At 69.8% G+C, this 26,363-nt stretch carries 26 protein-coding genes and 3 pseudogenes; 12 read left to right on the top strand and 17 right to left on the bottom strand.

What is annotated here, in order from left to right; translation table 11 throughout:
• Positions 1–209 precede the first annotated feature (209 nt).
• Positions 210–1,877, top strand: coding sequence for a methyl-accepting chemotaxis protein (locus tag ASG63_RS14985; protein WP_056217854.1), 1,668 nt, complete (start codon positions 210–212; stop codon positions 1,875–1,877).
• 132 nt (positions 1,878–2,009) lie between these two features.
• Here ASG63_RS14985 and ASG63_RS14980 read toward each other — a convergent pair whose 3' ends face one another.
• Positions 2,010–3,458: an IS1182 family transposase gene (locus ASG63_RS14980; protein WP_056217851.1), complete on the bottom strand. Its 1,449-nt coding sequence runs from the start codon at positions 3,456–3,458 to the stop codon at positions 2,010–2,012.
• Between the two features lie 206 nt (positions 3,459–3,664).
• On the opposite strand from ASG63_RS14980, the gene ASG63_RS14975 reads away from it, so the two are divergent.
• Positions 3,665–3,949, top strand: coding sequence for a hypothetical protein (locus ASG63_RS14975; RefSeq protein WP_056217846.1), 285 nt, complete (start codon positions 3,665–3,667; stop codon positions 3,947–3,949).
• Between the two features lie 104 nt (positions 3,950–4,053).
• Here the strand turns inward: ASG63_RS14975 and ASG63_RS14970 are convergent, their stop codons facing one another.
• Entirely contained in the window at positions 4,054–4,440 is a 387-nt protein-coding gene (locus tag ASG63_RS14970) for a hypothetical protein (RefSeq protein WP_056217844.1), read from the bottom strand.
• A gap of 321 nt (positions 4,441–4,761) precedes the next feature.
• Between ASG63_RS14970 and ASG63_RS14965 the strand changes: the two genes are divergently transcribed.
• Positions 4,762–5,088, top strand: coding sequence for a hypothetical protein (locus tag ASG63_RS14965; protein WP_056217842.1), 327 nt, complete (start codon positions 4,762–4,764; stop codon positions 5,086–5,088).
• 52 nt (positions 5,089–5,140) lie between these two features.
• Here the strand turns inward: ASG63_RS14965 and ASG63_RS25345 are convergent, their stop codons facing one another.
• Both ASG63_RS25345 and ASG63_RS14955 read right to left on the bottom strand, forming a co-directional pair.
• Positions 5,141–5,698: a hypothetical protein gene (locus ASG63_RS25345; RefSeq protein WP_056217838.1), complete on the bottom strand. Its 558-nt coding sequence runs from the start codon at positions 5,696–5,698 to the stop codon at positions 5,141–5,143.
• Positions 5,699–5,726: 28 nt separating this feature from the next.
• Positions 5,727–6,596 (bottom strand): hypothetical protein, encoded by an 870-nt coding sequence (locus ASG63_RS14955; RefSeq protein WP_056217835.1) that lies wholly within the window; start codon positions 6,594–6,596, stop codon positions 5,727–5,729.
• A 129-nt stretch (positions 6,597–6,725) separates the two neighbouring features.
• Here ASG63_RS14955 and ASG63_RS14950 point away from each other — a divergent pair, with 129 nt between their 5' ends.
• The 4 genes from ASG63_RS14950 to ASG63_RS14940 are packed head-to-tail and all read left to right on the top strand — an operon-like array spanning position 6,726 to position 9,114.
• Positions 6,726–7,313, top strand: a complete 588-nt coding sequence (locus ASG63_RS14950) for a GcrA family cell cycle regulator (protein ID WP_056217832.1) — start codon at positions 6,726–6,728, stop codon at positions 7,311–7,313.
• Positions 7,313–8,071, top strand: coding sequence for a hypothetical protein (locus ASG63_RS14945; RefSeq protein ID WP_056217828.1), 759 nt, complete (start codon positions 7,313–7,315; stop codon positions 8,069–8,071). Before ASG63_RS14950 ends, ASG63_RS14945 begins: the two co-directional genes overlap by 1 nt.
• A gap of 36 nt (positions 8,072–8,107) precedes the next feature.
• Positions 8,108–8,254, top strand: coding sequence for a hypothetical protein (locus ASG63_RS25340; RefSeq protein WP_156394202.1), 147 nt, complete (start codon positions 8,108–8,110; stop codon positions 8,252–8,254).
• 2 nt (positions 8,255–8,256) lie between these two features.
• Entirely contained in the window at positions 8,257–9,114 is an 858-nt protein-coding gene (locus ASG63_RS14940) for a hypothetical protein (protein ID WP_056217824.1), read from the top strand.
• A gap of 33 nt (positions 9,115–9,147) precedes the next feature.
• Here ASG63_RS14940 and ASG63_RS14935 read toward each other — a convergent pair whose 3' ends face one another.
• On the bottom strand, positions 9,148–9,708 hold the full coding sequence (locus tag ASG63_RS14935; protein WP_056217821.1) for a metallophosphoesterase family protein: 561 nt from the start codon (positions 9,706–9,708) through the stop codon (positions 9,148–9,150).
• A gap of 465 nt (positions 9,709–10,173) precedes the next feature.
• On the opposite strand from ASG63_RS14935, the gene ASG63_RS14930 reads away from it, so the two are divergent.
• A complete protein-coding gene (locus ASG63_RS14930; RefSeq protein WP_056217818.1) occupies positions 10,174–11,637 on the top strand; it encodes an integrase in 1,464 nt (487 codons plus the stop codon).
• Positions 11,638–12,093: 456 nt separating this feature from the next.
• Here the strand turns inward: ASG63_RS14930 and ASG63_RS14925 are convergent, their stop codons facing one another.
• On the bottom strand, positions 12,094–12,375 hold the full coding sequence (locus ASG63_RS14925; RefSeq protein WP_056217815.1) for a hypothetical protein: 282 nt from the start codon (positions 12,373–12,375) through the stop codon (positions 12,094–12,096).
• A 139-nt stretch (positions 12,376–12,514) separates the two neighbouring features.
• On the opposite strand from ASG63_RS14925, the gene ASG63_RS14920 reads away from it, so the two are divergent.
• Positions 12,515–12,790 carry a hypothetical protein gene (locus ASG63_RS14920; protein ID WP_156394201.1) on the top strand — a complete coding sequence of 92 codons (276 nt, stop codon included), beginning with the start codon at positions 12,515–12,517 and terminating at the stop codon, positions 12,788–12,790.
• On the opposite strand, the gene ASG63_RS14915 is transcribed toward ASG63_RS14920, so the two are convergent.
• Both ASG63_RS14915 and katG read right to left on the bottom strand, forming a co-directional pair.
• Complete coding sequence (locus ASG63_RS14915; RefSeq protein ID WP_056217808.1) at positions 12,766–13,461, bottom strand: VIT1/CCC1 transporter family protein; 696 nt, start codon at positions 13,459–13,461, stop codon at positions 12,766–12,768. The two genes, ASG63_RS14920 and ASG63_RS14915, sit on opposite strands and share 25 nt — an antisense overlap.
• A gap of 208 nt (positions 13,462–13,669) precedes the next feature.
• A complete protein-coding gene (gene katG, locus ASG63_RS14910) occupies positions 13,670–15,919 on the bottom strand; it encodes a catalase/peroxidase HPI (protein WP_056217877.1) in 2,250 nt (749 codons plus the stop codon).
• Between the two features lie 767 nt (positions 15,920–16,686).
• On the opposite strand from katG, the gene ASG63_RS14905 reads away from it, so the two are divergent.
• Positions 16,687–17,088 carry a PRC-barrel domain-containing protein gene (locus tag ASG63_RS14905; RefSeq protein ID WP_056217803.1) on the top strand — a complete coding sequence of 134 codons (402 nt, stop codon included), beginning with the start codon at positions 16,687–16,689 and terminating at the stop codon, positions 17,086–17,088.
• A 181-nt stretch (positions 17,089–17,269) separates the two neighbouring features.
• Here the strand turns inward: ASG63_RS14905 and ASG63_RS14900 are convergent, their stop codons facing one another.
• Entirely contained in the window at positions 17,270–17,713 is a 444-nt protein-coding gene (locus tag ASG63_RS14900; protein WP_056217874.1) for a PACE efflux transporter, read from the bottom strand.
• A gap of 90 nt (positions 17,714–17,803) precedes the next feature.
• Between ASG63_RS14900 and ASG63_RS14895 the strand changes: the two genes are divergently transcribed.
• Together ASG63_RS14895 and ASG63_RS14890 are read left to right on the top strand one after the other, a co-directional pair.
• Positions 17,804–18,712: a LysR family transcriptional regulator gene (locus ASG63_RS14895; RefSeq protein ID WP_056217871.1), complete on the top strand. Its 909-nt coding sequence runs from the start codon at positions 17,804–17,806 to the stop codon at positions 18,710–18,712.
• Positions 18,713–19,059: 347 nt separating this feature from the next.
• A complete protein-coding gene (locus ASG63_RS14890) occupies positions 19,060–21,954 on the top strand; it encodes a hybrid sensor histidine kinase/response regulator (RefSeq protein WP_244479922.1) in 2,895 nt (964 codons plus the stop codon).
• A gap of 195 nt (positions 21,955–22,149) precedes the next feature.
• On the opposite strand, the gene ASG63_RS26525 is transcribed toward ASG63_RS14890, so the two are convergent.
• The 8 genes and pseudogenes from ASG63_RS26525 to ASG63_RS27045 all read right to left on the bottom strand — a co-directional run.
• On the bottom strand, positions 22,150–22,506 hold the full coding sequence (locus ASG63_RS26525) for a YidB family protein (RefSeq protein WP_443189796.1): 357 nt from the start codon (positions 22,504–22,506) through the stop codon (positions 22,150–22,152).
• Between the two features lie 181 nt (positions 22,507–22,687).
• Positions 22,688–22,789: pseudogene (locus ASG63_RS27055) on the bottom strand (YidB family protein); the annotation flags it as partial.
• A 97-nt stretch (positions 22,790–22,886) separates the two neighbouring features.
• The gene (locus ASG63_RS14880) at positions 22,887–24,296 is read right to left on the bottom strand and encodes a TAXI family TRAP transporter solute-binding subunit (protein ID WP_056217799.1); all 1,410 of its coding nucleotides are present in this window, start codon (positions 24,294–24,296) and stop codon (positions 22,887–22,889) included.
• Positions 24,297–24,370: 74 nt separating this feature from the next.
• Positions 24,371–24,808, bottom strand: coding sequence for a BA14K family protein (locus ASG63_RS14875; protein ID WP_056217796.1), 438 nt, complete (start codon positions 24,806–24,808; stop codon positions 24,371–24,373).
• 178 nt (positions 24,809–24,986) lie between these two features.
• Positions 24,987–25,424, bottom strand: a complete 438-nt coding sequence (locus tag ASG63_RS14870) for a CsbD family protein (protein ID WP_056217793.1) — start codon at positions 25,422–25,424, stop codon at positions 24,987–24,989.
• A gap of 72 nt (positions 25,425–25,496) precedes the next feature.
• The gene (locus ASG63_RS14865; protein WP_056217792.1) at positions 25,497–25,700 is read right to left on the bottom strand and encodes a CsbD family protein; all 204 of its coding nucleotides are present in this window, start codon (positions 25,698–25,700) and stop codon (positions 25,497–25,499) included.
• Between the two features lie 71 nt (positions 25,701–25,771).
• A pseudogene (locus ASG63_RS27050) lies at positions 25,772–25,915 on the bottom strand (PhnA-like protein); the annotation flags it as partial.
• Between the two features lie 83 nt (positions 25,916–25,998).
• Positions 25,999–26,363 (bottom strand): annotated as a pseudogene (locus ASG63_RS27045) (PhnA-like protein); the annotation flags it as partial.

The raw sequence follows: 26,363 nt of genomic DNA, 5'->3' as shown, positions 1-26,363 counted from the left end.
AACTGTTCAGGCGACGACAGGCCCTGGGAGGGCAGCCAGCGGTGTCCTGATCGTGACCGCCCGTCATCACGCTACGCATGGTTCTCGGACGTTGCGTAGCCGTCATATTAACCAATTGCCTCTATTTTGCGCATCCGGACAGCAGGCGCCACTCCGGTTCAAACGATGGATGTATCGGCTGTGGTGAACAAAGAGGCAGTTTATCGACGATGACCATCAAACAGCGGCTTATGTCAGTTTTAGCCGTGCTAGGCCTCATCCTCTTCGGCACGGCGGCGTTGGGGAATTTCGCGCTCCACTGGAGCCACTCAAGCCTCAAGACCGTCTACGAGGACCGGGTCGTCTGCCTCCGTCAATTCAGCATCATCCGTGATGCCTACGATGACATCATCGATGTATCGCGAATGCTGCGCAGCAAGACCGTCGCGTTCGCCACGGCAAAGGAGAGGATGGAGCGCGACCTCTCTAACTTGCACGCTCAATGGTCCGCCTACAAGGCGACCTCGCTGACACAAGAAGAGGAGGTCCTGGCCAAGGACCTGCAGGCTCGGATCGATCAGAACGGCATCGTCATCTCCGAGATATTCAGGCGTATCGCGCAAGGCGGCGCTCCGGATTTCGATGCGACGCATGCGGACCTGTTGAAGAACATGCAGGCCACCAACGCGCCTCTCAGCAAGCTGACCACGCTGCAGGTCCACGAAGCGGAGGCCGAGTTCAATCGCTCCGAGCACACCGCAGGCTGGTCCCGCCTCGCCCTCCTCGCGGCACTCGTCATCGCGGCGCTCAGCATCGCCTACGGCGTCTATACGGTCATCGTGCAGGTCGCCCGTCCGCTGGGCAGGCTCGTCAGCGTGCTGCAGCGGATGGCTCGCGGTGAGACCGATGCCGAGATCGCGGAGTCGGTCCGCAGCGACGAGATCGGCGCGGTCGGCAAGGCGGTTGACGGCATCAAGGCCATGGTCGCCCGGAAGGCCGCCGAGGAGGCCGAGGTCAAGCGCCGCGCCGACGAGGCCGCCGCGGCCGAACGCAAGCGAACCATGTTCGAGCTCGCTGACGGCTTCGAGCGCGCGGTCGGCGGCATCGTCGGGATGGTCTCGTCCTCGGCCACCGAACTCCAGGCAACCGCCCAGCAGATGACCGCCACCGCTCAGGAGACCGCGAGCCAGTCCACCACCGTCGCAGCCGCCGCCGAGGAGGCCGCCGCCAACGTCAACACGGTCGCGGCCGCCGCCGAGGAGCTCGGCTCGTCCGTGCAGGAGATCGGCCGACAGGTCTCCGGTTCGACCCGGCTGGCCCAATCGGCCGTCGGCGAAGCCGATCAGACCATGCAGCTGGTCCACGCCCTACAGGCCACCTCGGCTCGGATCGGCAACATGGTGGGCATGATCTCGGGCATCGCCGGGCAGACCAACCTGCTGGCGCTCAATGCCACCATCGAGGCGGCGCGTGCCGGAGAGGCGGGACGGGGCTTTGCCGTGGTCGCCTCCGAGGTCAAGGCGCTGGCCGAGCAGACCGCCAGGGCAACCGAGGAGATCGGACGCCAGATCGATGAGGTCCAAGGTGTGACGGCGCAGGCCGTCACGGCAATCGGCGGCATCACCGGGCGGATCCGTGAGATCGACAGCGTGGCGACCTCCATCGCCGCGGCCGTGGAGCAGCAGGGTGCGGCGACCCAGGAAATCGTACGCAACGTCGCCCTCGCCTCGACCGGGACCAACGAAGTGACCGGCAACATCGCCGGGGTCGCGCAGGCTTCGGAGGAGACCGGGGCGGCGGCAACCCAGGTGCTGTCGGCGGCCTCCGAACTGTCGAGGCAGTCTGAGCATCTCGGCGCCGAGGTCGGCCGCTTCCTCGCGACGGTCCGCGCCGCCTAACCTTGCTTCGGTGGATCCAGTACGCAAGGCTACCATTCGAAGGTCCGCTTCCAACCGAGGCCGTGTGAGAACGCAGATCCCTCAGGTTCAAGGCGAATGTCCTGAGAGTGTCGCAGAGCGAAGCGGTGGCCTTCAGGCCCGGATTGCCGCCATCAGCGGAGCGACCCCGAAGCTCTGGATCATCCGCTTCATGTTGTAGGCCAGAACCTGCAGGCTCATCTCGGTTCTGACCTTCGCCAAGGTCCGGGTCAGGAAGTGGGTCGCTCCCATCCAGGCCTTTAGCGTGCCGAACGGGTGCTCGACGGTCTGGCGACGGATCTTCATCGCATCGGGCATCCGGTCGAGCCGCGCCTGCATCGCGTCGAGGACGCCCTCGTGCACCCAGCGTTTGACACGCCGCGTCTCCGCCGGCGTGCAGCGGGGCTTGAGCACGCAATCGCGACAGGCCGTCAGGTTGCGGTAGTGGTCCATCTCCTCGCCGTCGGCCTGGCGATCGGACCGGGCGAGCCCCTTGATTAGGTGCTGGCCGGCGGGACAGGTGTAGTGATCCTGTTCGGCGTCGTAGACGAAGTCCTGTCCCGTGAAGAGGCCGCGCTTGGCATGGCCCGAGGTCAGGGTCTTTGGCACGCAGGGCTGCACCCCGGTGCCTTCGCAGGCCAGCACCTGTTCCCCGTTGAGGTAGCCCCGGTCGGCCAGCACCGTGAGCGTGGCGCATCCCGTCGCCGCCTGCGCCAGAAGACCCATCGGCGCGAGCTGCGCCCGGTCGCTCCCGACGTTGGTCACGGCGTGGGCCACGATCAGGTGGTGCTCGGCATCGACCGCGGCCTGGACGTTGTAGCCGACCATGCCGGTGCCCTTGCCGCTGGTCGCCATGGAGCGCGCGTCGGGATCGGTCAGTGAAACCTGGCGATCGGGCGCAGCCTCGACCTGCCGGCCTCTCGCTTGGAGAACCTGCATCTGCTCGCGCAGGTCCGCGATCTTCTCCCTGAGCCGCGTCGTGCGCGCCTCGGCGATGTCGCTCGGCGCGCGGTCGGCCCGGTCCAGCGCCGCGAGGTAACGGCCGATGCTCGTCTCGACCTGCGCCAGCCGAGCTTCGACCTTGGCGGCGGTGAAGTTCTTGTCGCGGTTGTTGACGGCCTTGAACTTGCTGCCGTCGATCGCGACGACGGCCTTGCTGAATAGGTCCAGCCGGCGGCACAGCACCACGAATTGCGCGCAGGCGGCCTGGATCGCCGGGCCATTGTCCTTACGGAAGTCGGCCAGCGTCTTGAAGTCGGGCATCAGCCGACCAGTCAGCCAGATCAACTCGATGTTGCGCTGGCTCTCGCGTTCGAGCCGCCGGTTCGACGGAACGCGGTTGAGGTAGCCGTAGAGATAGATCTTGAGCAACGTCGCCGGATGGTAGGCGGGACGGCCCGGGGCCTCCGGCACGGCGCCCGCAAAGCCGAGCGTTGTCAGGTCGAGCTCATCGACGAACACCTCGACGAGGCGAACCGGATTGTCGGCGGTGATATAGTCGTCCAGGCAATCGGGAAGCAGCGTGATCTGCTGACGGTTCTCACCTGCGATGAAGCGCTTCATCCCGACCTCCAAGATCGGGATTTACCCTATCAAATCAGCACGTTTTCACACAGCCTGAACCCAAATGGGATGAGAAGCGGACCGGCGGAACACCACCCATTTCGGTCGTAGGGCGGATAGTAGGCGCCAACTCAAGTTCGGTCGTTTAGGCCAAGCTCTCGAACGGCCGAGCCGCTTGGCGCTGGTATGGGATTAGCGGCACCGACTTGGTCCAGCGCCATGACGCAGCCGCCGGTCGGGAAGCCGCCCAGGCCGTCAAGCGCGACCTCGCCGTGCAGATGGCCCTCGCCATGGAGCGGGCCCCGGTCGAGGCGCTGGAAGCCGTGGTCGAGAGGTGTCCCTCCGTCGCCCGCTACCCCATCGGCATGAGGTCCCCCCGCATCAAGACCGCCCTTCGATCCGGGGACATCGAGGGCTGGGACCTGGACCGCCAATGTGCGGTGGCGGCGTCCCTCGGGATGCGTGTTCGCCTGGTCCTTGAGCCGGCCTGACCTTGCCCTAGACCCGTTACCAGCGTGATGCCCTAGACCGTGGACGTATTTGGCACCGTGATGTCTTCCCCCGTTACTCGTATACACTGCAACGAAAAAATGGCTTACGCCGTAAGGGCGGCCTTCCCCGGCTTGAGCAGGCGATCCTGCAGGGCGTCGGCCACGGCGCGCGCGGAGTAGACCGGGCCGTCACGGCCGGCTTCCACGGCGCGGGCGCTCCGGGCCATGAGGGACCGGCCGATGGCGTTGACGAGGTCCTGCGGGACGACGGTCGCCTGGAGGCGCGTACCGGCCGGGGCCCGGACGATCGCGTCGCGGATGGCGTCGACGATGGCGCGGTCGAGGACGTCCGGGTCGGGACACCCCGCGGCCGCGCGACGCGCGCGAAGGTCGCGCTGATAGCGCGCATTGGCCCGGCGCTGACGGGCGAGGCGCTGCGCCCCGGTCTCGGGGCGGCGGCGGGGGGCGTCGGGAGGGGGGATCTCGGTCATGCCAGGAATATCCCGGCTCGGGATGCAAGCCACAACCTGACCTGTCAGCTCACATGTAAGGTCCGTGTGCCGAGCTCGTGCTGAGCTCAGCATTTCCTCAGCACTTGTTTGCGCGTTGCCTTCCGCATGTTCGGCGTTACCTCAAGAGCGAAATCCAAAAGCTCGCGGAAGGCGTGCTGCCCGCCCCCTGAAATCCGGGCTTTTCGGGGCCTTCGGAACGACCGGTTAACCGTCGATTGGGGACGGCCCGTTCGGTGGGTTGACCCGGACTCCCGGCCAGGCGCGAATGACGGCGTGAGATCGGTTCGAGAGGAGAGCATCATGGGCCTGGCAGCACACACCAGCTTCGACGTTGGCCTCCGCACTGCCCACGGCCTGCTTCTTGGCGATGCCCTCCTGACGGGCGCCCTCGACGGCCTCCGCACGCACCAGGTCACGCAGTCCAATGCGGTCGAGACGGTTGCCACGGAGCTCCGCCGCGTCCGACGGCTCCTCGCCGGGGCGCAGGCAGATGCCCGCATCGCCCGGGAGGATGCCGACCTTGCCGCGCGCGAGCTCGCCGCAGCGGGTCGCCGGGCCGCCAAGGCCGAGGCCGACCTGAAGGTCATCCTCGACGCGATCCGCGACGGGCGCCTCGTCCGCGCATGAAGAAGCCCGCCGGTCATCCCGGCGGGCTCGGTCGTTCGGGAGGGTGCTGGCGTCAGCGGCGGTTGACTTGCAAGCTGGCGATGACCTCGTTGGCCGCCTCCACGATCCACTCAGGATCGTCCCCCTCCGGCGGCTCCATCTCGGGGCGCTGACCGCCGCCGCTCGCCGCTCCCCCTCCCGCGGCCTGCTCCCTCCTCGGCTGGATCGGCAGGCTCAGGACGGCGGCCGGCGTGACGATGCCCAGCTCATGCCGGCACCGGCCGTCCTCGCCGCTCGTGGCGTGCTGCTCCAGGAGGCGGGGTGGCGTCCGTCGGATCGCGAAGAGCTGCGACCGCGTCATCCGCTCCATCCAGGCCTCGACGAGGTGCGGCAGGGGAGCGAGGGCGGGCGTGCCGGGCGCCGGCGGTGACAGCCTTCGCGCGGCGTGCTCCCTGATGAGCGTGCCGAACGGGTGCGCGACGGCGTCGTCCACGGGCGCCGGCCCGTCGTCGGCGAGCGCCTCGACGGCGAGGGCCTGCGCCGACGACGGGCTGGGCCCGAGGCCCAGCATCCGCAGCGGGAGTGTGAGGAGGCTGAGGATCGCGGCGAGGATGCGGTGGATGAGGGACATGAGGTGAGGCTCCGGTGGTGGTGAGGGATCATCCCGCCCGGGCCAGCAAGTTGCCAGCGCCGCCCCCGCGCTGGGGCTTCGGCTCGATCCCCAGGGCCCGCTGCGCGATGCTCGGCGGCAGTTGGCGCCGGTGCTGCCAAAGGATCCCGAGGGCATGGGCCGCCGCGCCCTGATCGAGGACATCGCGCGCGGCGAGGAGGTGTCCCGCCCACGTTGTCACCTGGCTGAAGCCCACCCCGTTCGCGTCGCTCGCCCAGTCCTCGTCCATGCCGGCGATGTGGCGGAGCCCCGCCAGCGCGGCGTCGCGGACGTCGGGATCGTTGGCCCGCTCGTGCCACTGCGCCGGCCCGCGGCCGGTCAGGCGCGCCTCCGTCCGGGCCTCCGTCGCGTCAGCTGCAGCGACCCAGTCCTTGGCCACGTTAAGGCCGTGCTGCGTCCAGGCGTCGTCGTGGGCATGCTCGATCGCCTCGGCGTACGCCCGGCCGAGAGACCACGGCCGCGTCCGGCAGATCTCCAAAAGGCGCTCGCGAATCGGGCCCGAAATTTCCGCGACGCGCGCGAGCTCGGCCAGGCGCGCCGCCTCGCGCTTGGCATCCTCCTCAGCCCGGGCGGCGGCCCCGGCGGCGACGGCCTCCGCGACGGCGGCCTCCAGGGCCCCGACGTCCGTGTCCGTCGGGAGCGCCCACCAGCACGGCATCAGGCGGCCAGGGCCGGTCTTGTCCGACCAGCTGAAGCCCGCGTCCACCATCACCTCACGCGCCCGGCGCCACGCGTCCGCGTAGCCGAGAGGCGTCTCGTCCAGGGCGAAGAGCTCCATGGCGTGGCCGAAGCGGCTGCGGACGCCGACGTGGCGCCAGGGCGGGCCGAAATCGATCGGGGGGGCGGTCAAGACGGGCACGGCGGGAGCTCCCAGGAATTTGCGACTGTCCACAGGATACCGCTTGCAGATGCGGCTGTACAGCGTACAGTGCGCTGTCGCCGCTTGTGGAGCGGTCACGGGTTTACCATTGGGATTAGAGGTTCTTCTATGAACGCCCCCCTGCTGGATCTTCCCCCGCCCACGATGCGGGCCTCGCCCGCCTTCGAGCTCCACCGCGCGCCGTGGTCTGAGGAGGAGCACGGCCTGGCGATTGCCTCCTGGCTCTCCGGCAAGGGCGGGGCCGGCACGGCTGCCATCCTCAACCTCCGGTTCGGGAACGGCCGTTCGAAGAGCGCCGTGATCGGCCGGATGTACCGGGCTGGTCTGGCCGGCTACGTCCGCGCCCCGGTGCCCCCCGCCGTGCGGAAGGCATCGCCCCCGAAGGCGTCCGAGCGGCGCAAGCTGGCCATCGCGAAGCCGGCTCCGGCCGCCCGTCCCACGGCGCCGGCTCCGCGTCCCGCCCCGCGCCCGGCCGCCGGCGTGGCGCTCCCGGAGAGCCTGCGCGTCAGCCTCGTCGACGTGCGGGACGGCCAGTGCAGGTGGATCGCCGGCGAGCCGACCGCGGAGGCCACGTGCTGCGGACACCGGGTGGATCAGGGGGCGTCGTACTGCCCGGGGCACCGGGCCCTCGGGACCGTTGCCCCCCGCCAGCGCGGCGTCGCGCCGGCCCCGTTCATCCGCAGGAAGGCTGCCTGATGCGCCCCCAGTCCGAAGTCATCCGTCTGACGGACGGCACTGCCTTCGCGGTGTTCTGGCGGCACGGGCAGATCGCCGTCGCCGCGCCGCACGGCGATCCCGTCCTCGCGGAGACCTTGTCGCCCTACGGCGTGGGCTACGATCTGGCGGAGGGGACGACGATCCACGCGGGCATGTCCGCCGAGACCGTCCGCGTCTACTGCCGGGCGCACGGTGGCGTCATCCCCGGCGGGGGCGCCGTCGCGCTGCACTTGCTGAAGGAGCTCGCCGACCTGGAGAAGCCGGTCGTGGCTACGCCGCCGGCCCGGGATCTGGCGCCCCGGCCACGGCCGGCCAACGACCCGACCTTGACGCCCCGCCAGCGGGCGCAGGCGCGCGACGCGCAGCGTGAGGCCGACTATCGAGCTGCCGCCCCGACGGCCCCGCGGCCCGAAAAATTTTGGTCGACGCTGCAGCGGCGGCCCGAGATGCCCGAGGGGGCCACGGAGATCCAGGCCGCGATCGCCAGGGCGCGCCAGATCATCGCGATCGAGGCCGCCCCGCAGCTCGTCCTCAACGGGATCACCGTCGCGGACGTCGACATGAGGCGCGAGCTCCGCGGTCTCCGCGCGCACTGCACGGGCACCTCGGGGCGGCTCGCCCGGATCCTCGGCCAGCCCGGCGATCCCGAGGACGAGCGCGCGCTGGCTAAGGGCCTGGTCGTCGAGCTCGCCGCGGCGATCGCAAGCGTCGACCGGCGGCTCGCGGCGCTCCGCTGACCTGCCCACCCGAACCCCAAAGGACACCCCCGCCTCATGACCGAAGCCGCGCTGCCCCCGCACCTCGATCCGGCCTTCGAGGCCATCCACCACGATTACGTCAACGAGATCCTCGCCGAGCTCTTGGCGGACGCCGACGCCCCCGACACCCGCGGCTCGTCCGCCCCCGACGCTGGAGAATAGCCGTGCCCTGGAAGCGCAAGACCACTACCACGTGGGCCAAGATGCCCTTCGGCCCCACCGGGCACACCTACATCCCGGACCTCGTCGTCGAGGTCCGGGAGTTTGAGACCGCGGACGATCTCGGGCGGCACCATCTCATGCAGGCCGCGCCGTGGACACAGATCGGTCGTGACATCGCAGTCTTGGATCTCAAGGAGGGCTGGGAAGTCCGCATGCCCGGTGGCGATGAGGCGATCGCCCTTGTCATCCTGCTCGGGACCCACCGCGCGGCCGCCGGCGTCGGCGATCTCGTGTCCACCATGCCGGAAACCAGCGCCCTGAAGCGCCGGGATCGCACTCTGATCGTCACGCCCGGTCGCATCCATCCCTTCCGGGGATCCGGCCGGTCGATCGCGTTCTCGCATCTCGCCGACCTCATCGTCGAAGCCATGACGCCTGAGCAGCTCGACACCCTCTACGTCCTGTCGGGTTCGCCCCAGGTGCCGCCGGCGATACCCCGGATGGGGAGGCCCACGCCGCCGCGCGACCGGCTCGATGCGATGGTCCGCACCGGCGATTGGCGGCGCGTGCCTACCGCAGAGCAGGTCGACTTCGTCCAGGACATGATCCGCTGGACCCTGATCCCGCATGACGTGCCCTCCTACGCCGAAAATGTTCTCTGCGTCCGGGAGGCGGATGGAGAGACGGTCGCCCTGCTCGCCCTCTTCGACGACACGATCGGCATCCTCGTGATCAGGCCCAAGCCCAACGTGCCTGGCTACTACGTCTGCGAGTGGGACACCGGCTGCGGCGACCGCCGACCCTTCGCCTTCGACTGGTACAAGGGCGCCTGGGGCCGGATCGACGCGCTGGCCGCCTGACCCCAAGGTGGGCGCAGACCGTGCGCCCCCCCTTCATGCCGCCTCGGCCAGCGCCGCGACGGCGAGGCGGCCGTCTCCCCGGGACGCGTCCTCCGTCATCCGCTCCAGGATCTCCGGGAGCGTCACCGGCCGCCAATCCCAGCAGTCGACCCCGACGTCGAGCGAGCGACCGCATCCCGGCAGCCCGCCGTGCGAGTGGCCGTAGAGGTGGAGGGCGCCCCGGTGCATCCCGTGCCACGTCCTCTGCGCGTAGTGGGAGAGGACGATGGGGCGGTCGTCGACCTTGATCTCCACGCGCTCGTGCTGGGAGGCCCATGGGAGGCAGGTCGTCCTCTCCCGGTCGTGGTTCCCGAGGACGAGCCGCTTCACGCCGGCGAGCCGGCTGAAGATCTCGCGGCACCGGGCGGCCGAGGCCCCGTAGGCGAAGTCTCCGAGGTGCCAGACCGTATCGTTGGGGCGGACCCGATTGTTCCAGGCGGCGATGAGGCGCTCGTCGTGGGCCTCGATCGACGCGAACGGCCGGGGCCGATGCATGCGGTGGGTGATGATATTGCGGTGCGAGAAGTGGGTGTCGGCGATGAAGAACGTGGCCATGGCGGGCCTCCATGCGGAGGCCTGCGGCGCTCCGGGGTCAGGGGATCGGGCGGGGAGCGGGGCGGCGTTTCATGCCCCCAGACTCGCGCGGCCGGCGCCCCCGCGCAAGCGGTTCCGGTACCCGCCATCGGGTTATCCCTGGCCTACGCATTCGAACCTGAAACCCCGCCGTTGACCGTTCGCTTGGATTGGAGAACCGTGAGTCATGACGACCTTCGTGCTCGATGCCGGCCCTGCTTTCGAGGAGCGTGAGATCGCGGCCTCGGCCGGGGACGACACGCCGCTCTCGCTCGACGTCGCGATCTGGATCCCGGAGCTCCTGATCCGCGACCGCATCGGCTGGCCGTGGCCGGCCTTCAGCGAGCGTCAGCTGCGCGAGGCCATCGAGCGGGGAGACCTCCGGCCCGAGCGGCACGGGCGGTCGATCGTCGTCACGCGACGCATCATCAGGGAGTGGCGGGAAGCATGCCGCGCAGGAACAGTGGACCCCGCCTCTGGCTCAGGCCCGGCGAGGTCGCCAAGGACGGCGGCACGGAGCGCCTTGCCCAGTGGCACATCAAGGACGACGGCGGGATCCGCCGCCCCGTTGGATGCTTTGCGCGCGATGTCCGCGGCCTCAAGGGCGCCGCGAAGGCCGAAGGCCTAGCCTTCAACGGGGCCGAGGAGGTCCGGGCCCACGAGGCCCTGGCGGCCTACATCACTGGCAAGCACGCGCCGTCGGTCCAGAAGGGCCGCGGCGCCGGCGAGATCGCCGTGGTGGACGTGCTCCTGATGTGGGGCGAGCGCGTTGTCCAGAAAAAGGTCGAGGACCTGCGCGCCGAGGACGCCAAGGCCGGCATCGTCCACGCCAAGCCGGCGATCTACGAGGGGCGCGCCGGCCGCTGCATGGCCCGCCTGCTCCAGCTCGGCGAGTGGTGGCAGGGCAAGAGCCTCGCCGACGTCGACGGTGACAGCTGCGACGCCTACGTCGCCTGGCGCTGCGGCCACGCCTGGAAGTCCTCGCGTCCGGACGAGACGGGCAACGCGGCCCGCACGGTGACCCCGCAGGGCGCGCGGCGCGAGCTGGAGGACATGCGCGCCGCCATCAACTGGCACCGCGGCCGGGGCTATTGCCGCGAGATCGTGGAGGTGGCGCTGCCGGCCAAGGGGAAGCGGAGGGAGCACCACCTGGAGCGCCCGGACGCTGCCCGGCTCCTGCTCGGCATGTGGCGCAAGCGCGAGGTCATGACAGTCCGCAAGGACAGCCCCACGCGCGCCGGCCAGAAGGTCCTGTCGCGGAAGCGCCCGCACCGCCACCTGACGCGCTTCGTCCTCCTCGGGATCTACACGGGCACCCGGGCCGGGGCGATCGCCACCGCGGCGTTCGAGCGGATCCCGGGCAGGTCCTGGCTCGACCTGGAGACGGGGATGTTCCACCGCCTCGCCGTCGGGCAGGGTGAGACGAACAAGCGCCAGCCACCGGTGCGGATCCCGGACCGCCTCCTCGCCCACGTCCGCCGGTGGAAGCGCCTAGGCGTGAGCCGGGACTTCGTCGTCGAGTTCAACGGCGTGGCCGTCGAGAAGGTGAACAAGGGCTTCGCCGTTGCCCTCGCCGACGCGGGGCTCCAGGGCAGCCCGCACATGCTGCGGCACACGACGGCGACCTGGTTGCTCCAGCGCGGGGTCAAGTCGTGGGACGCGTCCCACTACCTCGGGATGAGCGAGAAGATCCTGTCCGAAGTCTACGGTCACTGGGCGGCGGACTACCAGGCGGGCATCGCCGGCGGCCGCAAGAAGCGGTCGCTCCCGCCGCCCGAGCTGCACGACGCGTTCTCGGTCCACTACCACCGCGACAAGGACCTGCGGATCGCGGCGGCCAACCGGGATGCCCGGCTGGCTCGGCTCGGCCTGGAGCGCCGGTCCCTGGCGACCGCGGCGAAGGCCGCCTGAGGCTCCCGGCACCGGAACCGTACCGGAACCGGAATGGGCGGGAATAGGGCGTAATAGCGGTTCCGGTACCGGCTTCGTTCTCAGCCTTCCCCCTGCGGAATTCGGTCCCTACACACCGCTCATAACGGTCTGGTTGCAGGTTCGAGTCCTGCCGGGCCCACCACCTCTCCCGTTAAAAACCTCCCCCACTGGGGCCGACGCGGCACCGGCGATCCGGGTCATTCGGATCACGGGCTGCACAGCTGTCGGGGTCGAGGCTGGGATTGGCCAGCCTGCCCGCCAAGGCTGCCTGTCGTAACGGTTCATCGAGCGCCGACCCGGCATCACGGGCGCAACAAGCACCGGGGGAGCTTCATTTCCGCCGGCGGAGACGAGAGCGTCACCCACGCGGTCGCGTGCCGTGACCCTCTCGTCCGCGCTCATATTCAGATCGATCGGAACCCGCAGGGGGCTCGCTTACATCCGGTGGCCGCGGTGGTGTCCCATCATGTGGCCGCGATGGTGACGGTGGCCCATCCGGTGATGGCGGTGGTGGTGACGCATCATGTGGCCGCGCATGTGGTGGTGACCCATCATGCGACCATGGCCGCGATGGCCATGCATGCCGTCCATCCGGACCTCGGTGACGGCGGTCGGCGCGTCGACCGCTCCGATCACACCGGGGGTGGCAGAGGCCGGGGCGGCCGAGATGGCGCCCAGGGTTGCCAGGATGGCGGCGGCGAACAGAGACTTCCTCATGGGCGTCCTCACAGGTGGTTTTTGCCGGCGCGGCATCGGGGCTGACGCCGGCCGGGCTCAGGGAACGGCTCAGTTTCGCATACCGTTCCGCGTAGTCCGTCGTTCTCCGCCTCCGCCTCGAGAGAGGAAATTCCTCTCGGTGAACGCCGGCTGGGCGTCCCCCCGGCTTGCCGGGTGGGCAGGCTGGCGACCCCTGGAGGAAATCGGTCCGTTCGCGATGCCGGCGGCGCGGCAGGCCGCCTCGATGGTCCGCGTGACGTCGGAGTCCGGTGGAGGCTGGAAGCGGGCGAAACGCATCAGCGTCTCCGACACCGAAACCGGTCCTGGCAGCGACGCCCTGCTGTCGATCTTTCGTCGCCGGATCAGGGGCCGGTTCAAGCCGATGGCCGATCAGACGGCCTTGCCGACGAGGTGACCGATGCCGGCCGTGACGGCCATCGCCAGGGCGCCCCAGAACGCCACGCGGGCCGTCGCCCGCAGGACCTTCGCGCCGCCGACCTTCGCGCCGAGCGCCCCGAGAACGGCGAGGAACATCAGAGAGGCGGCGGAGACGAGGGTGACCACGAGGTTCGCCGGCGAGATCGCAGCCACGAGCAGCGGCAGTGCCGCCCCGGCCGAGAAGGTCGCCGCCGAGGTCAGCGCGGCCTGGATCGGGCGCGCCGTCGTGAACTCCGAGATGCCGAGCTCGTCCCGGGCATGGGCGCCCAGCGAGTCCTTGGCCATGAGCTGGTCGGCCACCTTCAGCGCGAGTTCGTGGTCGACGCCGCGGCCGACGTAGATCGCCGCCAGTTCCGCGCGCTCGGCCGCAGGGTCCTGCTCCAGCTCGCGGCGCTCACGGCTGAGATCGGCCTGCTCGGTGTCAGACTGGGAGCTGACCGAGACGTACTCGCCGGCCGCCATCGACATCGCGCCGGCGACCAGCCCGGCCGTGCCGGCGACCAGGATCTCGCCGGTGGCGGCCGTGGAGGCGGCCACGCCGACGATCAGGCTCGCGGTGGAGACGAGCCCGTCATTGGCGCCGAGGACCGCGGCGCGGAGCCAGCCGATCCGGTCGATCAGGTGGCTCTCGGCATGGGACCGGCGCATGGCAGTCAGTGCCTCCGGGTCGGGTTGGCGCGGTGCGCGCGCGTCAGGATACGACGCAGAATGCCGTCGTGCCAGCGCCCGTGCGATGGGTTCGCGAGCCGAGAGGATCCGGGGAGTCCACCCTGCGGTCGTGACGGCGGCCGGGGCCGGGACATCCGTACGGGGATGTCCCGGCCCCTCCTCCCCTCACGAGACGCCGGGGGGCGGGTTACCGCGTCCGGACGTCGTAGCGGTCGAGCATCATCACCTTGTCCCAGACCTTCACGAAATCCTTCGTGAACCGGGCCTCGCCGTCACTGCCCGCATAGACCTCGGCGACGGAGCGGAGCTGCGCGTTCGACCCGAACACCAGGTCGCAGCGCGTCGCGGTGAACTTCGCTGCTCCGCTCGCCCGGTCGACCAGCTCGAAGGTCATGCCCTTCGGGTCGGTCTTGCGCCATTCGAGATCGACGCTCGTCAGGTTCGCGAAGAAGTCGTTCGACAGCACGCCGACCCGATCGGTGAAGATGCCGTGCCGCGAGCCGTCGTAATTGGCTCCGAGGGCCCGGAGGCCGCCCACCAGAGCCACCCATTCGGGGGCCGTAAGGGACAGCAGGTACGCCTTGTCCAGGAAGAGCTCCTCGGGCGAGACGCGCGGTGCGACCGCCGCGAAGTCCTCCGCCACGTAGTTGCGGAAGCCGTCGACGACGGGCTTGAGCCACGTGAACATCTCGATGTCGGTCAGCTCCTGCCGGGTGTCGACGCGACCCGGCGTGAACGGCACCGTCGCGGGGTGGCCACCGTCGGCGAGCGCCTTCTCGACGGCGGCACATCCGCCGAGCACGATGAGATCGGCCAGCGACACCCGCTTGCCAGCCTGATGCCCGTTGAAGGCGTCGGCGATCTGCCGCAGGGCGGCCACCACCGGCACGGTCCGACGGTTGATCGACCAATCCTTCTGCGGGGCGAGCGCCAGCCGACCGCCATTGGCGCCGCCGCGCTTGTCGCTGTCGCGATAGGTCGATGCCGCCGAGAAGGCCGTGAACGCGAGATCGGAGACCGACAGGCCCGTCGCCAGGATCTCACGCTTCAGCGCGGCGATGTCGCCGTCGTCGATGAGGTCGTGATCGCGGGGCGGGATCGGATCCTGCCAAAGCAGATCGTCCTCGATCTTGACCTCGGGGCCGAGGTAGCGCTCCTTCGGACCCATGTCGCGGTGGGTCAGCTTGTACCAAGCCTTCGAGAAGGCCAGGGTGAACGCATCGAAGTCATTGAGAAACTTCTCGCACACCTTGCGGTAGTCCGGGTCGACCTTCAGGGCGATGTCGCTGGTCATCATCATCAGACCATGCATCTGGCCCGGTACATGCGCGTCCGGGGTCTTTGGCGCGTCCGGATCGGCCGGCGTCCATTGCGATGCACCGGCCGGACTCTTGGTCTGCACCCATTCGAACTTGAAGAGGTTCTCCAAGTAGGCGTTGTCCCACTGGGTCGGGTTCGGCGTCCAGCTGCCCTCGATGCCGTTGGTCATCGTGTACTGGGCGAAACCCGTGCCCTTGGGGTTGTGCCAGCCCAGGCCCATCGCCTCCATCGGAGCAATTTCCGGCGGTGGGCCGACCTGATCGCCCGACACCATTCCGTGGCTCTTCCCGAAGGCATGGCCGCCGGCGATCAGCGCCACGGTCTCCTCGTCGTTCATCGCCATGCGGGTGAAGGTCGTGCGGATGTCGCGCGCGGACCCCATCGGGTCTCCGTTCGCGTAGGGGCCTTCGGGATTGACGTAGATCAGCGCCTGGTGCGATGCGGCCAACGGATTTTCGAGATCGTAATCCGTATCGCCGTTCTGGCCACGCCAGCGCTTGTCGCGGCTCACCATGCTGTCGAACGACGCGACGTCGTTCGGGTCCCAGATCTCGGGTCCCCAGTAGGTCGCGTTGTCGGCTTCCCACGCGTCCTGACGTCCGCCGGCAAAGCCGTAGGTCGGGAAGCCCATGATCTCCAGGGCGCAATTGCCGGTCAGGACCATCAGGTCGCCCCACGACAGGGCGCTTCCGTACTTCTGCTTGATCGGCCAGATCAGGCGCCGGGACTTGTCGGTGTTGCCGTTGTCCCACCAGCTGTTGATCGGCGCGAAGCGCTGGAGCGCCTCGCCGGCTCCGCCCCGACCGTCCGCGATCCGGTAGGTGCCCGCCGCATGCCAGGCCATGCGGATCATCTGCGGGCCGTAATTGCCGTAGTCGGACGGCCACCACGCGACGGATGTCGTGAGGAAGGCCTTGATGTCCCGCTTCACCGCATCGAGATCCAGTGCCTCGAACGCCGCCTTGTAATCGAAGTCCTCGCCCAGGGGATTGGCCTGCGGGCCGTTCTGATGAAGGAGCTCGACCTTCAGACGGTTGGGATACCAATCCGAGAGCGCCGGCGGACTGCCCACGGCGCCACCGATGCGGTCGCCGCCGAAGGGGCATTTCCCCTGCATCTCGAAGGTCTCGGTGTTCAGATTTTTGGAATCGGCGATGGTCAACGCGGCGTCCTCTTCCTCGTCGTCGGGAGCGTCTGCTCGAAAAGCGCTTGCCCGGAAACGCCCCCGGAGCGCTCCGCGCTATTGGAGGCAATAACCCGAGGAATTATAGCGGGCCTGCAAAGAACGGACACGCTATCACGGCGATTTGATGGTCTGTGTATTCAGGCTCATCTTTTGGCGTGGCCCCTCATGCTGACAGAAGTCGCTCAATAATTCGTTGGACCGATCAGGACCGTCCGTAGAGTCGGACCGGTGATCCGCGATCGATGCCGGATGCGGCACAGTGTTCACGTGTGTTCACGCCGTGGACGGTATCGGCCCGGAGCGTTTGTGCTGACGTGGGCAGGTTCGATGATCGCGCGAATCACGCGGACCCCAGGGGCGGAGGGCCTCCTGGTTCCCTCGTTGGAGGAACGGGCGTGTTGCGGCCTCACCGAGGGTGGCCGATACTTACGCTGCGGCCCGGCCGGCGGTTGGACATTCTCGCCTCCACGGTCGTGACCGTGCCGCCGGACCAGGACGGCGCGGCTTCGTCGGCGCCGCCCAACATCGGGAAGGGCTGTTCGGCTCGAGCGTGGGTCACTTTCCGCCCAGCGGAGCGTCCGGGGTTTTGGCGAGCGGCCGATCCGATTTAGTTCCAGGACAAAATCCCGTCCGCGATGCGGAACGCTTCGTCGCGTCCAGCTATTTCCGGTCCCCGTTCCGGGAAACAGGAGTTCCCCATGCGTCGCCTCGTTCTCGCCCTCGCCGCCGTTACGGCGCTGACTGGTCCCGTTCTCGCCAAGGACGAGGCTCCCACGCCGCCGGCCACCGTGAAGTTTGCCCCCGTCCCGCAGGACGCCGTGCTGAGCTACAACCTCATCGGCCTCAACGTCGTCGACGGCACCAACAGCAATGTCGGCGAGATCAAGGATCTCGTCATCGAGAAGGGCAGGCTCACCGGCTACGTCATGTCCGTCGGCGGCTTCCTCGGTGTGGGCGAACGCTACGTGGTGGTCGATCCGTCCTCGGTGGCGCTGACCTACGACGCCGGGGCGAAAAAGTGGAAGGCCTCGGTGAATGCCAGCAAGGACGCCCTGAAGGCCGCCCCCGAGTTCAAGTACGACGGCAAGTTCAAGCGCTGAGCGCACTTTGCGGGAGCGTTCGCGCGCGAGGTGGGTCGCGGTCCGGCCGAGGGCGGTGCAACGGCCCGGATCCGCTCCCGACCGCGCGTCGGTTTCCGCCCGGGATCGACCCCGGCTCCGTGCGGCGGACAGGGTGCCCCCCTGTCCGCCGAACCGATGAAGGGCATCGGCGGCGGTGCGCTCAGAGAGACGGCGCCGGCGCCGGGTCGCCCCAGGTCTTCACCGGGAAGGTCACGTCGTAGGCCAGGTTGAAGACGAAGGCGTAGGCCACATAGAAGGCTGCGATCGCGAGATCCATGAAGAAGGCTTCGGTGAAGCCGATGCCGAGATACCAAGCGATCGGCGGCAACAGGATCACGAGAAGCCCCGCCTCGAACAGCACCGCATGCGCCACCCGCAGCATGAGGCTCTTGCGGGTATGCCCGACGACGCGCTGCATCGTCCGGTCGAAGCCGAGGTTGTAGAGGTAGTTCCACACCATCGCGGCCAGGGCGCTGCCTACGCCGATCACGCCCATGGCCGAGGCCTGCAGCCCGAACAGCAACGTCCCGAGCGGGATGATCAGGGCGAGCCCCAGCACCTCGAACAGGATGGCGTGGCGGATGCGATCGCGAGTCGTGCGCATGATGTTTCCCGAAAACGGTCCCTTTGGTCCGGCGTCTTCTATCTGCCATACACCGAGCCGCAAGTTAGAACGTATCGGAAAACCGGATGGATCATGGTCTCGCTCGATCAACTTCAGGCATTCGTGGCGGCGGCCGAGGCCGGATCTTTCTCGGGCGCGGCCCGCGTGCTGCGGAAAGCCCAGTCGGCCGTCAGCACCCAGGTGGCGAACCTGGAGGCCGATCTCGGTGTCGTCCTGTTCAGCCGAGCGGGCCGCAATCCCGTATTGACCCCGGCAGGCGAGCGGCTGTTGCTGGAGGCCCGCGTGGTGCTCGAGCGGCGCGAGCACCTCGTCGGCGTGGCGCGCAGTCTGGAGCAGGGGGTGGAGAACCGGCTCGTGGTCGCCATCGACGAACTCTATCCCGAGCACGCCCTCGGCGCGCTGTTCGCGGACTTCGCGCGGCACTTCCCCTTCGTCGAGCTGGAACTGCTCTTCCCGCTGATGGAGGATGTCAGCCGCATGGTGCAATCGGGGGCGGCCGACCTCGGCGTGATGTGGCGCCAGGAGGTGCTGCCCACGGAACTCGGCTTCCAGACCATCGGCTGGGTGCCCCTCAAGCTCGTCTGCGGGCGCGACCATCCCCTGGCGAAGGCGCGGGTGGCGTGGGAGGAGTTGAAACGGCATCGCCAGATCCTCGTCGCCGCGCGCAGCGACGGGCCCGAAAAGCGCCGCCTGCGGGTGGCCGCCGAGGTGTGGTGGGTGGAGAGCCACTGGGTCATCCTCGAGATGGTCAAGCACGGGATCGGTTGGGCCTTCGTCACGGACCACGTCATCGCCGCGTCGCAGACGGCGCCCGATCTCGTCACGCCGGATCTGCAATTCGATCAGGGCGACTGGCCCATCGCCCTGGAACTGGTCTGGCACAAGCAGCGCCCCTGCGGACCGGCCGCGGCCTGGCTGCGCGAGCGCTTCGCGGCGGAGCGGGTCGGCAACGCGTCGGGCGTCGGCCGGACGGCCTGAGGACGGGAACTCTGGCGCGCCCTCGTGTCCTGCGGACCCGCCACCGGGGCATGCCGATCCGGGTGAGCGGCATAGCCGTCCGACCGGTCTCGCGCGTGGTCCCTGGCGGACGCCGCGTCGCGAACCCGCTTGTGCGTACGGGGCGGTGCGACGACGACGTGCCGGATACGCAGGACGAAACCTGGCATGAAGAGTCCCCGAAGCGGTGGCGCGCCGTTTCCATCGCCGCGTAGGCCGGCAAGCGTCCGTCGCGCGCGGACCGGTGCCGTCCAGCGGTGCCTGCGGCACGGCGCGCGGAGGACTCTCCGGAAGCGGGTGGGCAAAGGCGTCGCGGTGAGGTGTGGGTCGTGCAGGGCGGATCGGAGGAGGACGGGCCCGCCGCAGGGCCCGAGGCGGCACCGGCCTGTCTCGCGGGGGGCAGCGAGATAGCGGCGAGGCTGCGCACGCACAACTGGTCCTGTTTCTCCCTCGGACGACCGGAGACCTGGCCGGCCGGTCTGCGCGCGACCGTGAGCCTGATGCTGGGCTCGCGCTTTCCGATGTTCGCGGCCGTGGGGACCGAACTTGCCGTCCTCTACAACGACGCCTTTGCCGAGATTCTCGGGCTCCGGCATCCGGCCCCCCTCGGCCGGTCTTTTCGCGAGGTCTTTTCGGGTGTGTGGAGCGAGGTTGAGCCCATGGTCGCGCGCGCCCTCGCCGGCGAGGCGACCTTGTCCGAGAACATGCCGTTCGTGATCGAGCGGGGCGGCGACGCGGAGTCGGCGTCCTTCACGGTCTCCTACTCGCCCCTGCGGGACGACGCGGACAGGGTCGTCGGTGTGTTCTGCGCCTGCGCCGAGACGAGGGCGCAGATCGCGGCGCAGGCGGACCTCGGCGAGACGGAAGCGCGCCTGCGCCTTGCGAGCGAGGCTTCCCACATCGGCTTCTGGGACGTGGACGTCGTGAACGACACGGCCTTCTGGCCGCAGCGGGTGAAGGCGATGTTCGGCATGTCGTCCGACGCCCCGGTCTCGGGCGCGGAGTTTCTCGCCGGCCTGCATCCCGACGACCGCGAGGCGACGATGGCGGCCTTCACCGCTGCGCTCGATCCTGCGCGCCGCGCCGTCTACGATGTCGAGTACCGGACCGTGGGCCAGGCGGACGGACTGGTCCGCTGGGTCGCCGCCAAGGGGCGCGGCCTCTTCGAGGGCGACCGCTGCGTGCGCGTGCTCGGGACCGCCCTCGAGATCACCGCCCGCAAGCGGTCCGAGGAGGCCCTGCGCGCCAGCGAAGAGCAGTTTCGCGTCCTGTCGCAGGTGCTGCCCAACCTCGTCTGGACCACCGATGCGGCCGGCGCCGCTGACTGGTTCAACGAGCGGGTTTACGCCTACAGCGCGTTGCGGCCCGGAACCCTCGACGCGGCGGGATGGCTCGCCATCATCCATCCGGACGACCGGGCCCGCGTGGCCAAGCGGTGGGGCGAGACCGTCGCCTCTCTGTCGGAATACCAGTGCGAATATCGTCTCCGGCGCGGGGACGGCGCCTATCGCTGGTTCCTGGCGCGGGCGCAGCCGGTGCTGGCCGGCGACGGCACCGTCCTGCGCTGGGTCGGCACCAGCACCGACATCGACGACCAGAAGCGGGTGATGGCCGAACTCGTCGGCTTCAACGAGGCCTTGGAGCAGCGGGTCGCCGAACGCACTGCCGAGCGCGACCGGGTCTGGCGCAACTCGCGCGACCTCCTCGTCGTCATCGGGTCCGACGGTGTCTTCCGGGCGGTGAACCCGGCCTGGGAGGCGATCCTGGGCCAGCATCCGTCGGACGTGGTCGGGCGCAGCTTCCTGGCGTTCGTCTGGCCGGAGGATGCGGTCTTCACCGAGGCGGCTTTGTCTCAGGCCGCGGCTGCCGACCACCTCAACAACTTCGAGAATCGCTACCGCCACGCGGACGGCACCGCGCGCTGGATCTCATGGCGGACCTCCGTGGAGGGGGGGCTCGTTTACGCCTATGGGCGGGACGTCACCGCGGAGAAGACCCAGGGCCAGGCGCTGCAGCAGGCCGAGGAAGCCTTGCGCCAGTCCCAGAAGCTGGAGGCAATCGGGCAATTGACCGGAGGGGTCGCGCACGATTTCAACAACCTGCTGACCATCATCCGGTCCTCGGTTGACTTCCTGCGCCGGCCGGATCTCGCGGAGGCGCGCAGGGCCCGCTACCTCAACGCAGTATCCGACACGGTGGACCGGGCGGCCAAGCTGACGGGACAGCTCCTCGCCTTCGCGCGGCGCCAGACCCTGAAGCCGGAGACGGTGGACGTCGGCAGCCGGCTGCGCAGCGTCGCGGACCTGCTCGATACCGTGACGGGGGCGCGCATCGCGGTCCGGACGGAGCTGCCCGACCATCCCTGCTGCGTGCGGGTGGACGTCAGTCAGTTCGAGACCGCCCTCGTGAACATGGCGGTCAACGCCCGGGACGCGATGGAGGGCGAAGGAACCCTGACCCTGCGGCTGGATTGCGGCGTGCCGCTCCCGTCCATTCGCGGCCATGCCGGGGCCCCCGGGCCCTTCGCAGCGGTCTCGCTCACCGACACGGGCACGGGCATCGCCGCCGACGTCCTCACCCGGATCTTCGAGCCGTTCTTCACCACGAAGGCGGTCGGCAAGGGCACGGGCCTCGGCTTGTCCCAGGTGTTCGGCTTCGCCAAGCAGTCGGGTGGCGACGTGGCCGTCGCGAGCGAGCCGGGCCGGGGCACGACGTTCACACTCTACCTGCCCGAGGCGGAGATGAACTTCGTCGTGGCCGAGGACGGTTCCGCAACGGCGGCTCTGGAGCCGGGCGGCGCCGGCCAGCGCGTCCTGGTGGTCGAGGACAATATCGAGGTCGGGCGGTTCGCGACCCAGATCCTGCAGGACCTCGGCTACGCGACGACCTGGGCGGCCAACGCGGAGGAGGCGTTGGACCGCATCGGGCCGGATGGCGGCGGTTTCGACGTTGTGTTCTCCGACGTGGTCATGCCGGGCATGGGCGGGATAGAGCTCGCCAAGCTGTTGCGGCGGCGTCTGCCGCACCTGCCCGTGGTCCTGGCCTCCGGCTACAGCCACTTGCTGGCCGAGGAAGGCGCGCATGGATTCGCGTTGCTGCAGAAGCCCTACTCGGCTGATCAGGTCTCCGCCATCCTGCGCCAGGTGGTGAGGCGCCGGACCGGTGGCGGGCGGTCTGCGACGCCGAGCCGGGGCAAGGGTGCGAAAGGCCGCGCCGACAGCTGACCCGGCGGAGGAACCGGCACACCGATCCTCGCCCCACCCCGCACCGATGGGGCGACCGGCGCCCTCGGGCGACGCCGGCCGTATCCCTGCTGGACCTCAGGCCGGGCGACGGCCGTCGGCGGCGTAGCGGTCGATGGCCGAGGGCAGCTCGCGCGAGAGCCGGGAGAGGAGCGCGCCGCGGCTCAGGCCGGTCTGTCAGGCCGGGCGACGGCCGTCGGCGGCGTAGCGGTCGATGGCCGAGGGCAGCTCGCGCGAGAGCCGGGAGAGGAGCGCGCCGCGGCTCAGGCCGGTCTGCTGGGTGAGGTGGTCGAGGGTGTCCGAGCCGATGGCCCGCTCGAGATCCSCCTCGGGGATGTCGCGGTTGGGGCCGTGGCTGACCCAGGAGTTCGCGGTCTCGCCGTGGCCGCCCTTGGTGAAGTGGTCGACGAGCTCGCTCAGGCCGCTGGCGATCAGGCCGCCGACCCCGGCGGTGCCGACGCCGCCCAGAAGCCCGGCYAGATTGCCGAGGCCGCCGCTGCCGGTGGCCGTGCCGGTGGAGGCTGTGTTCGGGATCGGTGGGACGGTGCGTTGGGGTGCGGTGGGCTCGTGGCCCTTCAGCAGCTCGGCCCCGGGTGCGCTGAGGCTTAACGCCGCCCAGAAGCCCGGCTAGATTGCCGAGGCCGCCGCTGCCGGTGGCCGTGCCGGTGGAGGCTGTGTTCGGGATCGGTGGGACGGTGCGTTGGGGTGCGGTGGGCTCGTGGCCCTTCARCAGCTCGGCGAGCTTGTCGCGGTTCTGGTAGCCGGCCACGGCCAGAAGGCCCAGCAGCGCGGTCATCGAGGGGTAGCCCTTGCTCATCGGAGGTCTCCGTTTGTGGGGGTGAACAGGTCTTGAGAAGTGAACAGGTTTGGGGGGGCGAGAAGGGCCGGACCGGCAACGATCCAGGCTCGCGTCGTCAGCCCGCCGCGGCGGCCTCCGTCGATGTCGTGCGCCCGGCCAGATCGCTCGGCTCGGCGGCATACTGGCTGGCGGCGATGGTGCGCTTGACCGTGGAGCGGGCCGCATCGATGGCGATGGCGGCCGCCGACAGGGTGCGGGCCTCGGTCGGGCGTTCGAGGGCGTGCTTGGCGATGTCGCCGGCCAGATCGTCGATCTCGCGGGCGAGCTGTTCCAGACGCGGCGCGTCGGCGCTGTCCTGGGCCTCCTGCCGGATCTCCAGCAGACGATCGGTGGCCTCCTCGATGCGCTCGCGGCGCAGGCGCGACAGGCGCTGCCCGACCCAGGCGAGCGCCGAGCCGATGCCGCCGCCGAGGAAGGCGACGAGGTAGATCCAGGTCTCGTAACGCTCGACGAAGCCCTGCTGCTCGCGCTCGAAGAAGTCGACGGCGCCGGGATGGATCGGCAGCCGCGCGCTCGTCGCGCCCGCCGTGCTGTCGTAGTTCGGCGCCTGCACGTAGTCGGCCGCCGGCGTCACGTTGGCCATGCCGCTGCGCATCTCGAACAGGTGCTGGGTGACGTCGGCCGCGACCGGTCGGGAGAGGGTGGTGCGGGCCATCAGGCGGTAGGAGGCCCCCACGGTATGGACATCCTCGGCCGGCACCTTCGGACTGCCGCCGAAGGTCTCGGCCGGCATCGTCACGGCCTGGAGGCGCGGCAGGCGCGCGATGATGGCGTCGGCGTTCTCCACGTCGACGAAGGCGACCTTCCCGCTCCGGCTCACCCCCTGCACGATGCCGACGATGCGCTGGGCGGTGGGCGAGGTCGGGGCGATCACCGAGACCACCGCGTCGATCCGCTTGCGGGTGAAGGCGCCCGCGAGCTCCGCCTCCGTCATCTCCACCAGCGCCACGTGGCGCGGCGGCACCGGGCCGTCGGGCTCCTTGTCGAGAAGAGTCAGGCCGTAATGCTCGACCATGGCCTTGATGAGCGCCTGGTCTGCGTCGCGATGGGCCAGGATGGCGAGGCGCTTGCGCTCGAGCTGCGGGAACCGGGTCAGCCCGGAGCCTTCCGGTGAGGCGATGATCATCGCTTGGTCCCGCAGGATCGCCAGGGTCAGGCCGTTGTCGGGCAGGTCGACGTCGGGACGCACGACAGCGAGGTCGGCCCGTCCCTCCTGGAGGGCGGCGGCGCTGTCGCGCACGTCGTCGAGGGCCAGGACCTTGAGGCGGATCTCCTTGTGGCGCTTGGCGAGGGCGTCGGCATAGGCCTGGATCAGGGCCGGCTCGGTTCCGTCCCGGGGCGCCACCGCCACCGTCAGAACCGTGGCGCGGGAGACCCAGTAGGCCACCCCCGCCGCGAGACCGAGGAAGACGGTGAGCAGCAGGAACACGAGCTCCGGGCGCAGGAGGACCTTGGCGAACTTCATCGAAGGTCGTTCGCTCCCGCCCGCCCGGGGCTCCGTCCCCCCGTCGCGTCCTTCGAACCGGCCATCGTCGAGCCCTACGGGCAGGAATGCCGTTCGCCGTCGTTGCCGAGATAGGTTCCGCTGGCCGCATCGTAGGAGCGGAAACGGCGGGCACAGGCGGCCACGGCCTCGGCCGGCACCCCGCGCGGAGCGGCCTGGGCCTGCGAATTCGCGATCGCCCCACCGATGATCGCGCCCGCGGCGAGGCCGGCCACGCCGGCGCCGACCGCCGCGCCCACGCCGGGTCCCCGGCGATAGCCGTAGCCGCGCCGGTAGCCGTAGCCCCGACCGTAGCCGCGCCCACCGCGCCAGCCGTGACGGTGACCGTACCGGCGAAACTGCATGTACGCAGTCGGTACATCCGCGTGCGCCAGGGCCTCGACGGCTGGGCCGCCCGTCGTCGGGGCTGCCTGGGCCGGGAGCCCGACCAGGGCAGCGGCGACGGTGGCGGCAAGGGCGAGGGTCAGCTTCATCGTGAGGTGTCTCCTGACGGATGGTGGAGGTGCGCTGGGGATGGGCTCAGTAGCCGCGCCGGTTCGGCGGGACGGCGGAACGCCCGCCGAACCGGCGGCTGACATAGGCGATGACCTTCGGAAGCAGGAAGGCGGTGAGGAGCTTGCGGATCATGGGATGGTCTCCGGGACTGCGGGATCAACGATTGCGACGGGACAGCCAGCCCACCGCGAAGGCGACGGCGGCGAGGCCGAGGAGCGCGGAGGCGCGGTTGTCGTCGGCGTAGCGCACGGCCTGTCGGCCGTAAGTCGATCCGCGCTTGGCCGCGTGATGGGCGAAGGCGCGACCGTCATCGATGAGGTTTCCCGCCCGGTCGCGCGTCTCGTCGACGAGGTGACGCCCGTCCTCGATCAGGTTCCTGGCGCGGTCGCGCACCTCGTGGGCGATGTCGCGCCCGTCGTCGATGAGATCCTCGGCCCGGTCGCGGGCGCGACCGTAGGCGTACTGGGCACCGCCGGCCACCTGGTTCACGGCGCCGCGCACTTGGCGCGCCGGATCACCGGTGATGCCGCCGACCACGGTCTGGGCACGGCCCCTGAGGTGGCGCGAGGCGCCGCGGAACTGGTCTCCATTCATGGGGAAACTCCTGGGTTCGAGGGGGATGAGGGGCGGCGGGACCTTGGTCGGGGCTTCGGCCGCCGTCCGGGATCAGTGCTTGCCGGTGACCTTATCGACGGCCGAGGCGATGCCGTCCTTGGCTTCGCCGACGGTGCGCTGGGCCTCGCCCTTGAGCTCCTGGGCCTTGCCTTCGACCACGAGCTTGTCGTTGCCCGTGACCTTGCCGGCGGCCTGCTTGACGTTGCCGGCCGCCTCGTTGGCGAGACCCTTCAGCTTGTCGGTGGTGCTGCTCATGGGATGTCTCCTTGTGTTCGGATGACTGGGATGGGTTGGCCGGCCGGTCGCGGGGACCGGCCGGGATGGGCTCAGACGCGGCGGGCGTCGACGCTGTCGGCGAGGGTGAGGCGCTTGGGGGCGCCGAGGCGTCCGCCGAGGAAGCCGGCGAGGGCGCCCAGGATCAGGGCGAGCGCGCCGTAGAAGGCGCCCTGGGTKGCGGCGGACTTGGCGGCGACGGCCGCGGCTTCCGCCTTCGCCTTGGCGGTCGCGACGGTCTCGTCGTACTGCTTGCGGTAGTCCTGGATCTGGGCCTTGNGCGGCGGACTTGGCGGCGACGGCCGCGGCTTCCGCCTTCGCCTTGGCGGTCGCGACGGTCTCGTCGTACTGCTTGCGGTAGTCCTGGATCTGGGCCTTGGCCTGGTCGACCGGGATGCCCTGGGCCTTGGCCAGGGCGTCGGCCGCGCGGGTCTCGGCCTGGGCCTTCTGGGCCGGGTCACCGGTGAACAGCGCCCGGATGGCGGCCACGGCGGCGTCCTTGGCCGCCTGCGGGTCCTGGCCGGCCGCCTGGTTGCGCACCGACTGTTCGATGCCGTCCAGGGGGTTGGAGATCTTCGACAGCGACGGAGCCGCGGCCTGCGCGGCGGTCTGCACCGTGCCGCCCACCAGCGAGCCGGCCCCGCC

The sequence above is a fragment of the Methylobacterium sp. Leaf94 genome (genome assembly GCF_001426045.1).
GTDB lineage: Bacteria > Pseudomonadota > Alphaproteobacteria > Rhizobiales > Beijerinckiaceae > Methylobacterium.
The sequence above is the reverse complement of the archived record's forward strand: the minus strand, read 5'-3'. Positions and strand labels throughout refer to the sequence as shown.

Bases quoted from the DNA above. Each gene is read 5' to 3' on its own strand.
- ASG63_RS14905 (WP_056217803.1), top strand. From the start codon at position 16,687: ATGCGTCGCCTCGTTCTCGCCCTCGCCGCCGTTACGGCGCTGACTGGT.
- ASG63_RS14950 (WP_056217832.1), top strand. From the start codon at position 6,726: ATGAACGCCCCCCTGCTGGATCTTCCCCCGCCCACGATGCGGGCCTCG.
- ASG63_RS14985 (WP_056217854.1), top strand. From the start codon at position 210: ATGACCATCAAACAGCGGCTTATGTCAGTTTTAGCCGTGCTAGGCCTC.
- ASG63_RS25340 (WP_156394202.1), top strand. From the start codon at position 8,108: ATGACCGAAGCCGCGCTGCCCCCGCACCTCGATCCGGCCTTCGAGGCC.
- ASG63_RS14880 (WP_056217799.1), bottom strand. From the start codon at position 24,296: ATGAAGTTCGCCAAGGTCCTCCTGCGCCCGGAGCTCGTGTTCCTGCTG.
- ASG63_RS14980 (WP_056217851.1), bottom strand. From the start codon at position 3,458: ATGAAGCGCTTCATCGCAGGTGAGAACCGTCAGCAGATCACGCTGCTT.
- ASG63_RS14935 (WP_056217821.1), bottom strand. From the start codon at position 9,708: ATGGCCACGTTCTTCATCGCCGACACCCACTTCTCGCACCGCAATATC.
- ASG63_RS14875 (WP_056217796.1), bottom strand. From the start codon at position 24,808: ATGAAGCTGACCCTCGCCCTTGCCGCCACCGTCGCCGCTGCCCTGGTC.
- ASG63_RS14945 (WP_056217828.1), top strand. From the start codon at position 7,313: ATGCGCCCCCAGTCCGAAGTCATCCGTCTGACGGACGGCACTGCCTTC.
- ASG63_RS25345 (WP_056217838.1), bottom strand. From the start codon at position 5,698: ATGTCCCTCATCCACCGCATCCTCGCCGCGATCCTCAGCCTCCTCACA.
- ASG63_RS14930 (WP_056217818.1), top strand. From the start codon at position 10,174: ATGCCGCGCAGGAACAGTGGACCCCGCCTCTGGCTCAGGCCCGGCGAG.
- ASG63_RS14900 (WP_056217874.1), bottom strand. From the start codon at position 17,713: ATGCGCACGACTCGCGATCGCATCCGCCACGCCATCCTGTTCGAGGTG.
- ASG63_RS14870 (WP_056217793.1), bottom strand. From the start codon at position 25,424: ATGAATGGAGACCAGTTCCGCGGCGCCTCGCGCCACCTCAGGGGCCGT.
- ASG63_RS14970 (WP_056217844.1), bottom strand. From the start codon at position 4,440: ATGACCGAGATCCCCCCTCCCGACGCCCCCCGCCGCCGCCCCGAGACC.
- ASG63_RS14915 (WP_056217808.1), bottom strand. From the start codon at position 13,461: ATGCGCCGGTCCCATGCCGAGAGCCACCTGATCGACCGGATCGGCTGG.
- ASG63_RS14865 (WP_056217792.1), bottom strand. From the start codon at position 25,700: ATGAGCAGCACCACCGACAAGCTGAAGGGTCTCGCCAACGAGGCGGCC.
- katG (WP_056217877.1), bottom strand. From the start codon at position 15,919: ATGCAGGGGAAATGCCCCTTCGGCGGCGACCGCATCGGTGGCGCCGTG.
- ASG63_RS14965 (WP_056217842.1), top strand. From the start codon at position 4,762: ATGGGCCTGGCAGCACACACCAGCTTCGACGTTGGCCTCCGCACTGCC.
- ASG63_RS14925 (WP_056217815.1), bottom strand. From the start codon at position 12,375: ATGAGGAAGTCTCTGTTCGCCGCCGCCATCCTGGCAACCCTGGGCGCC.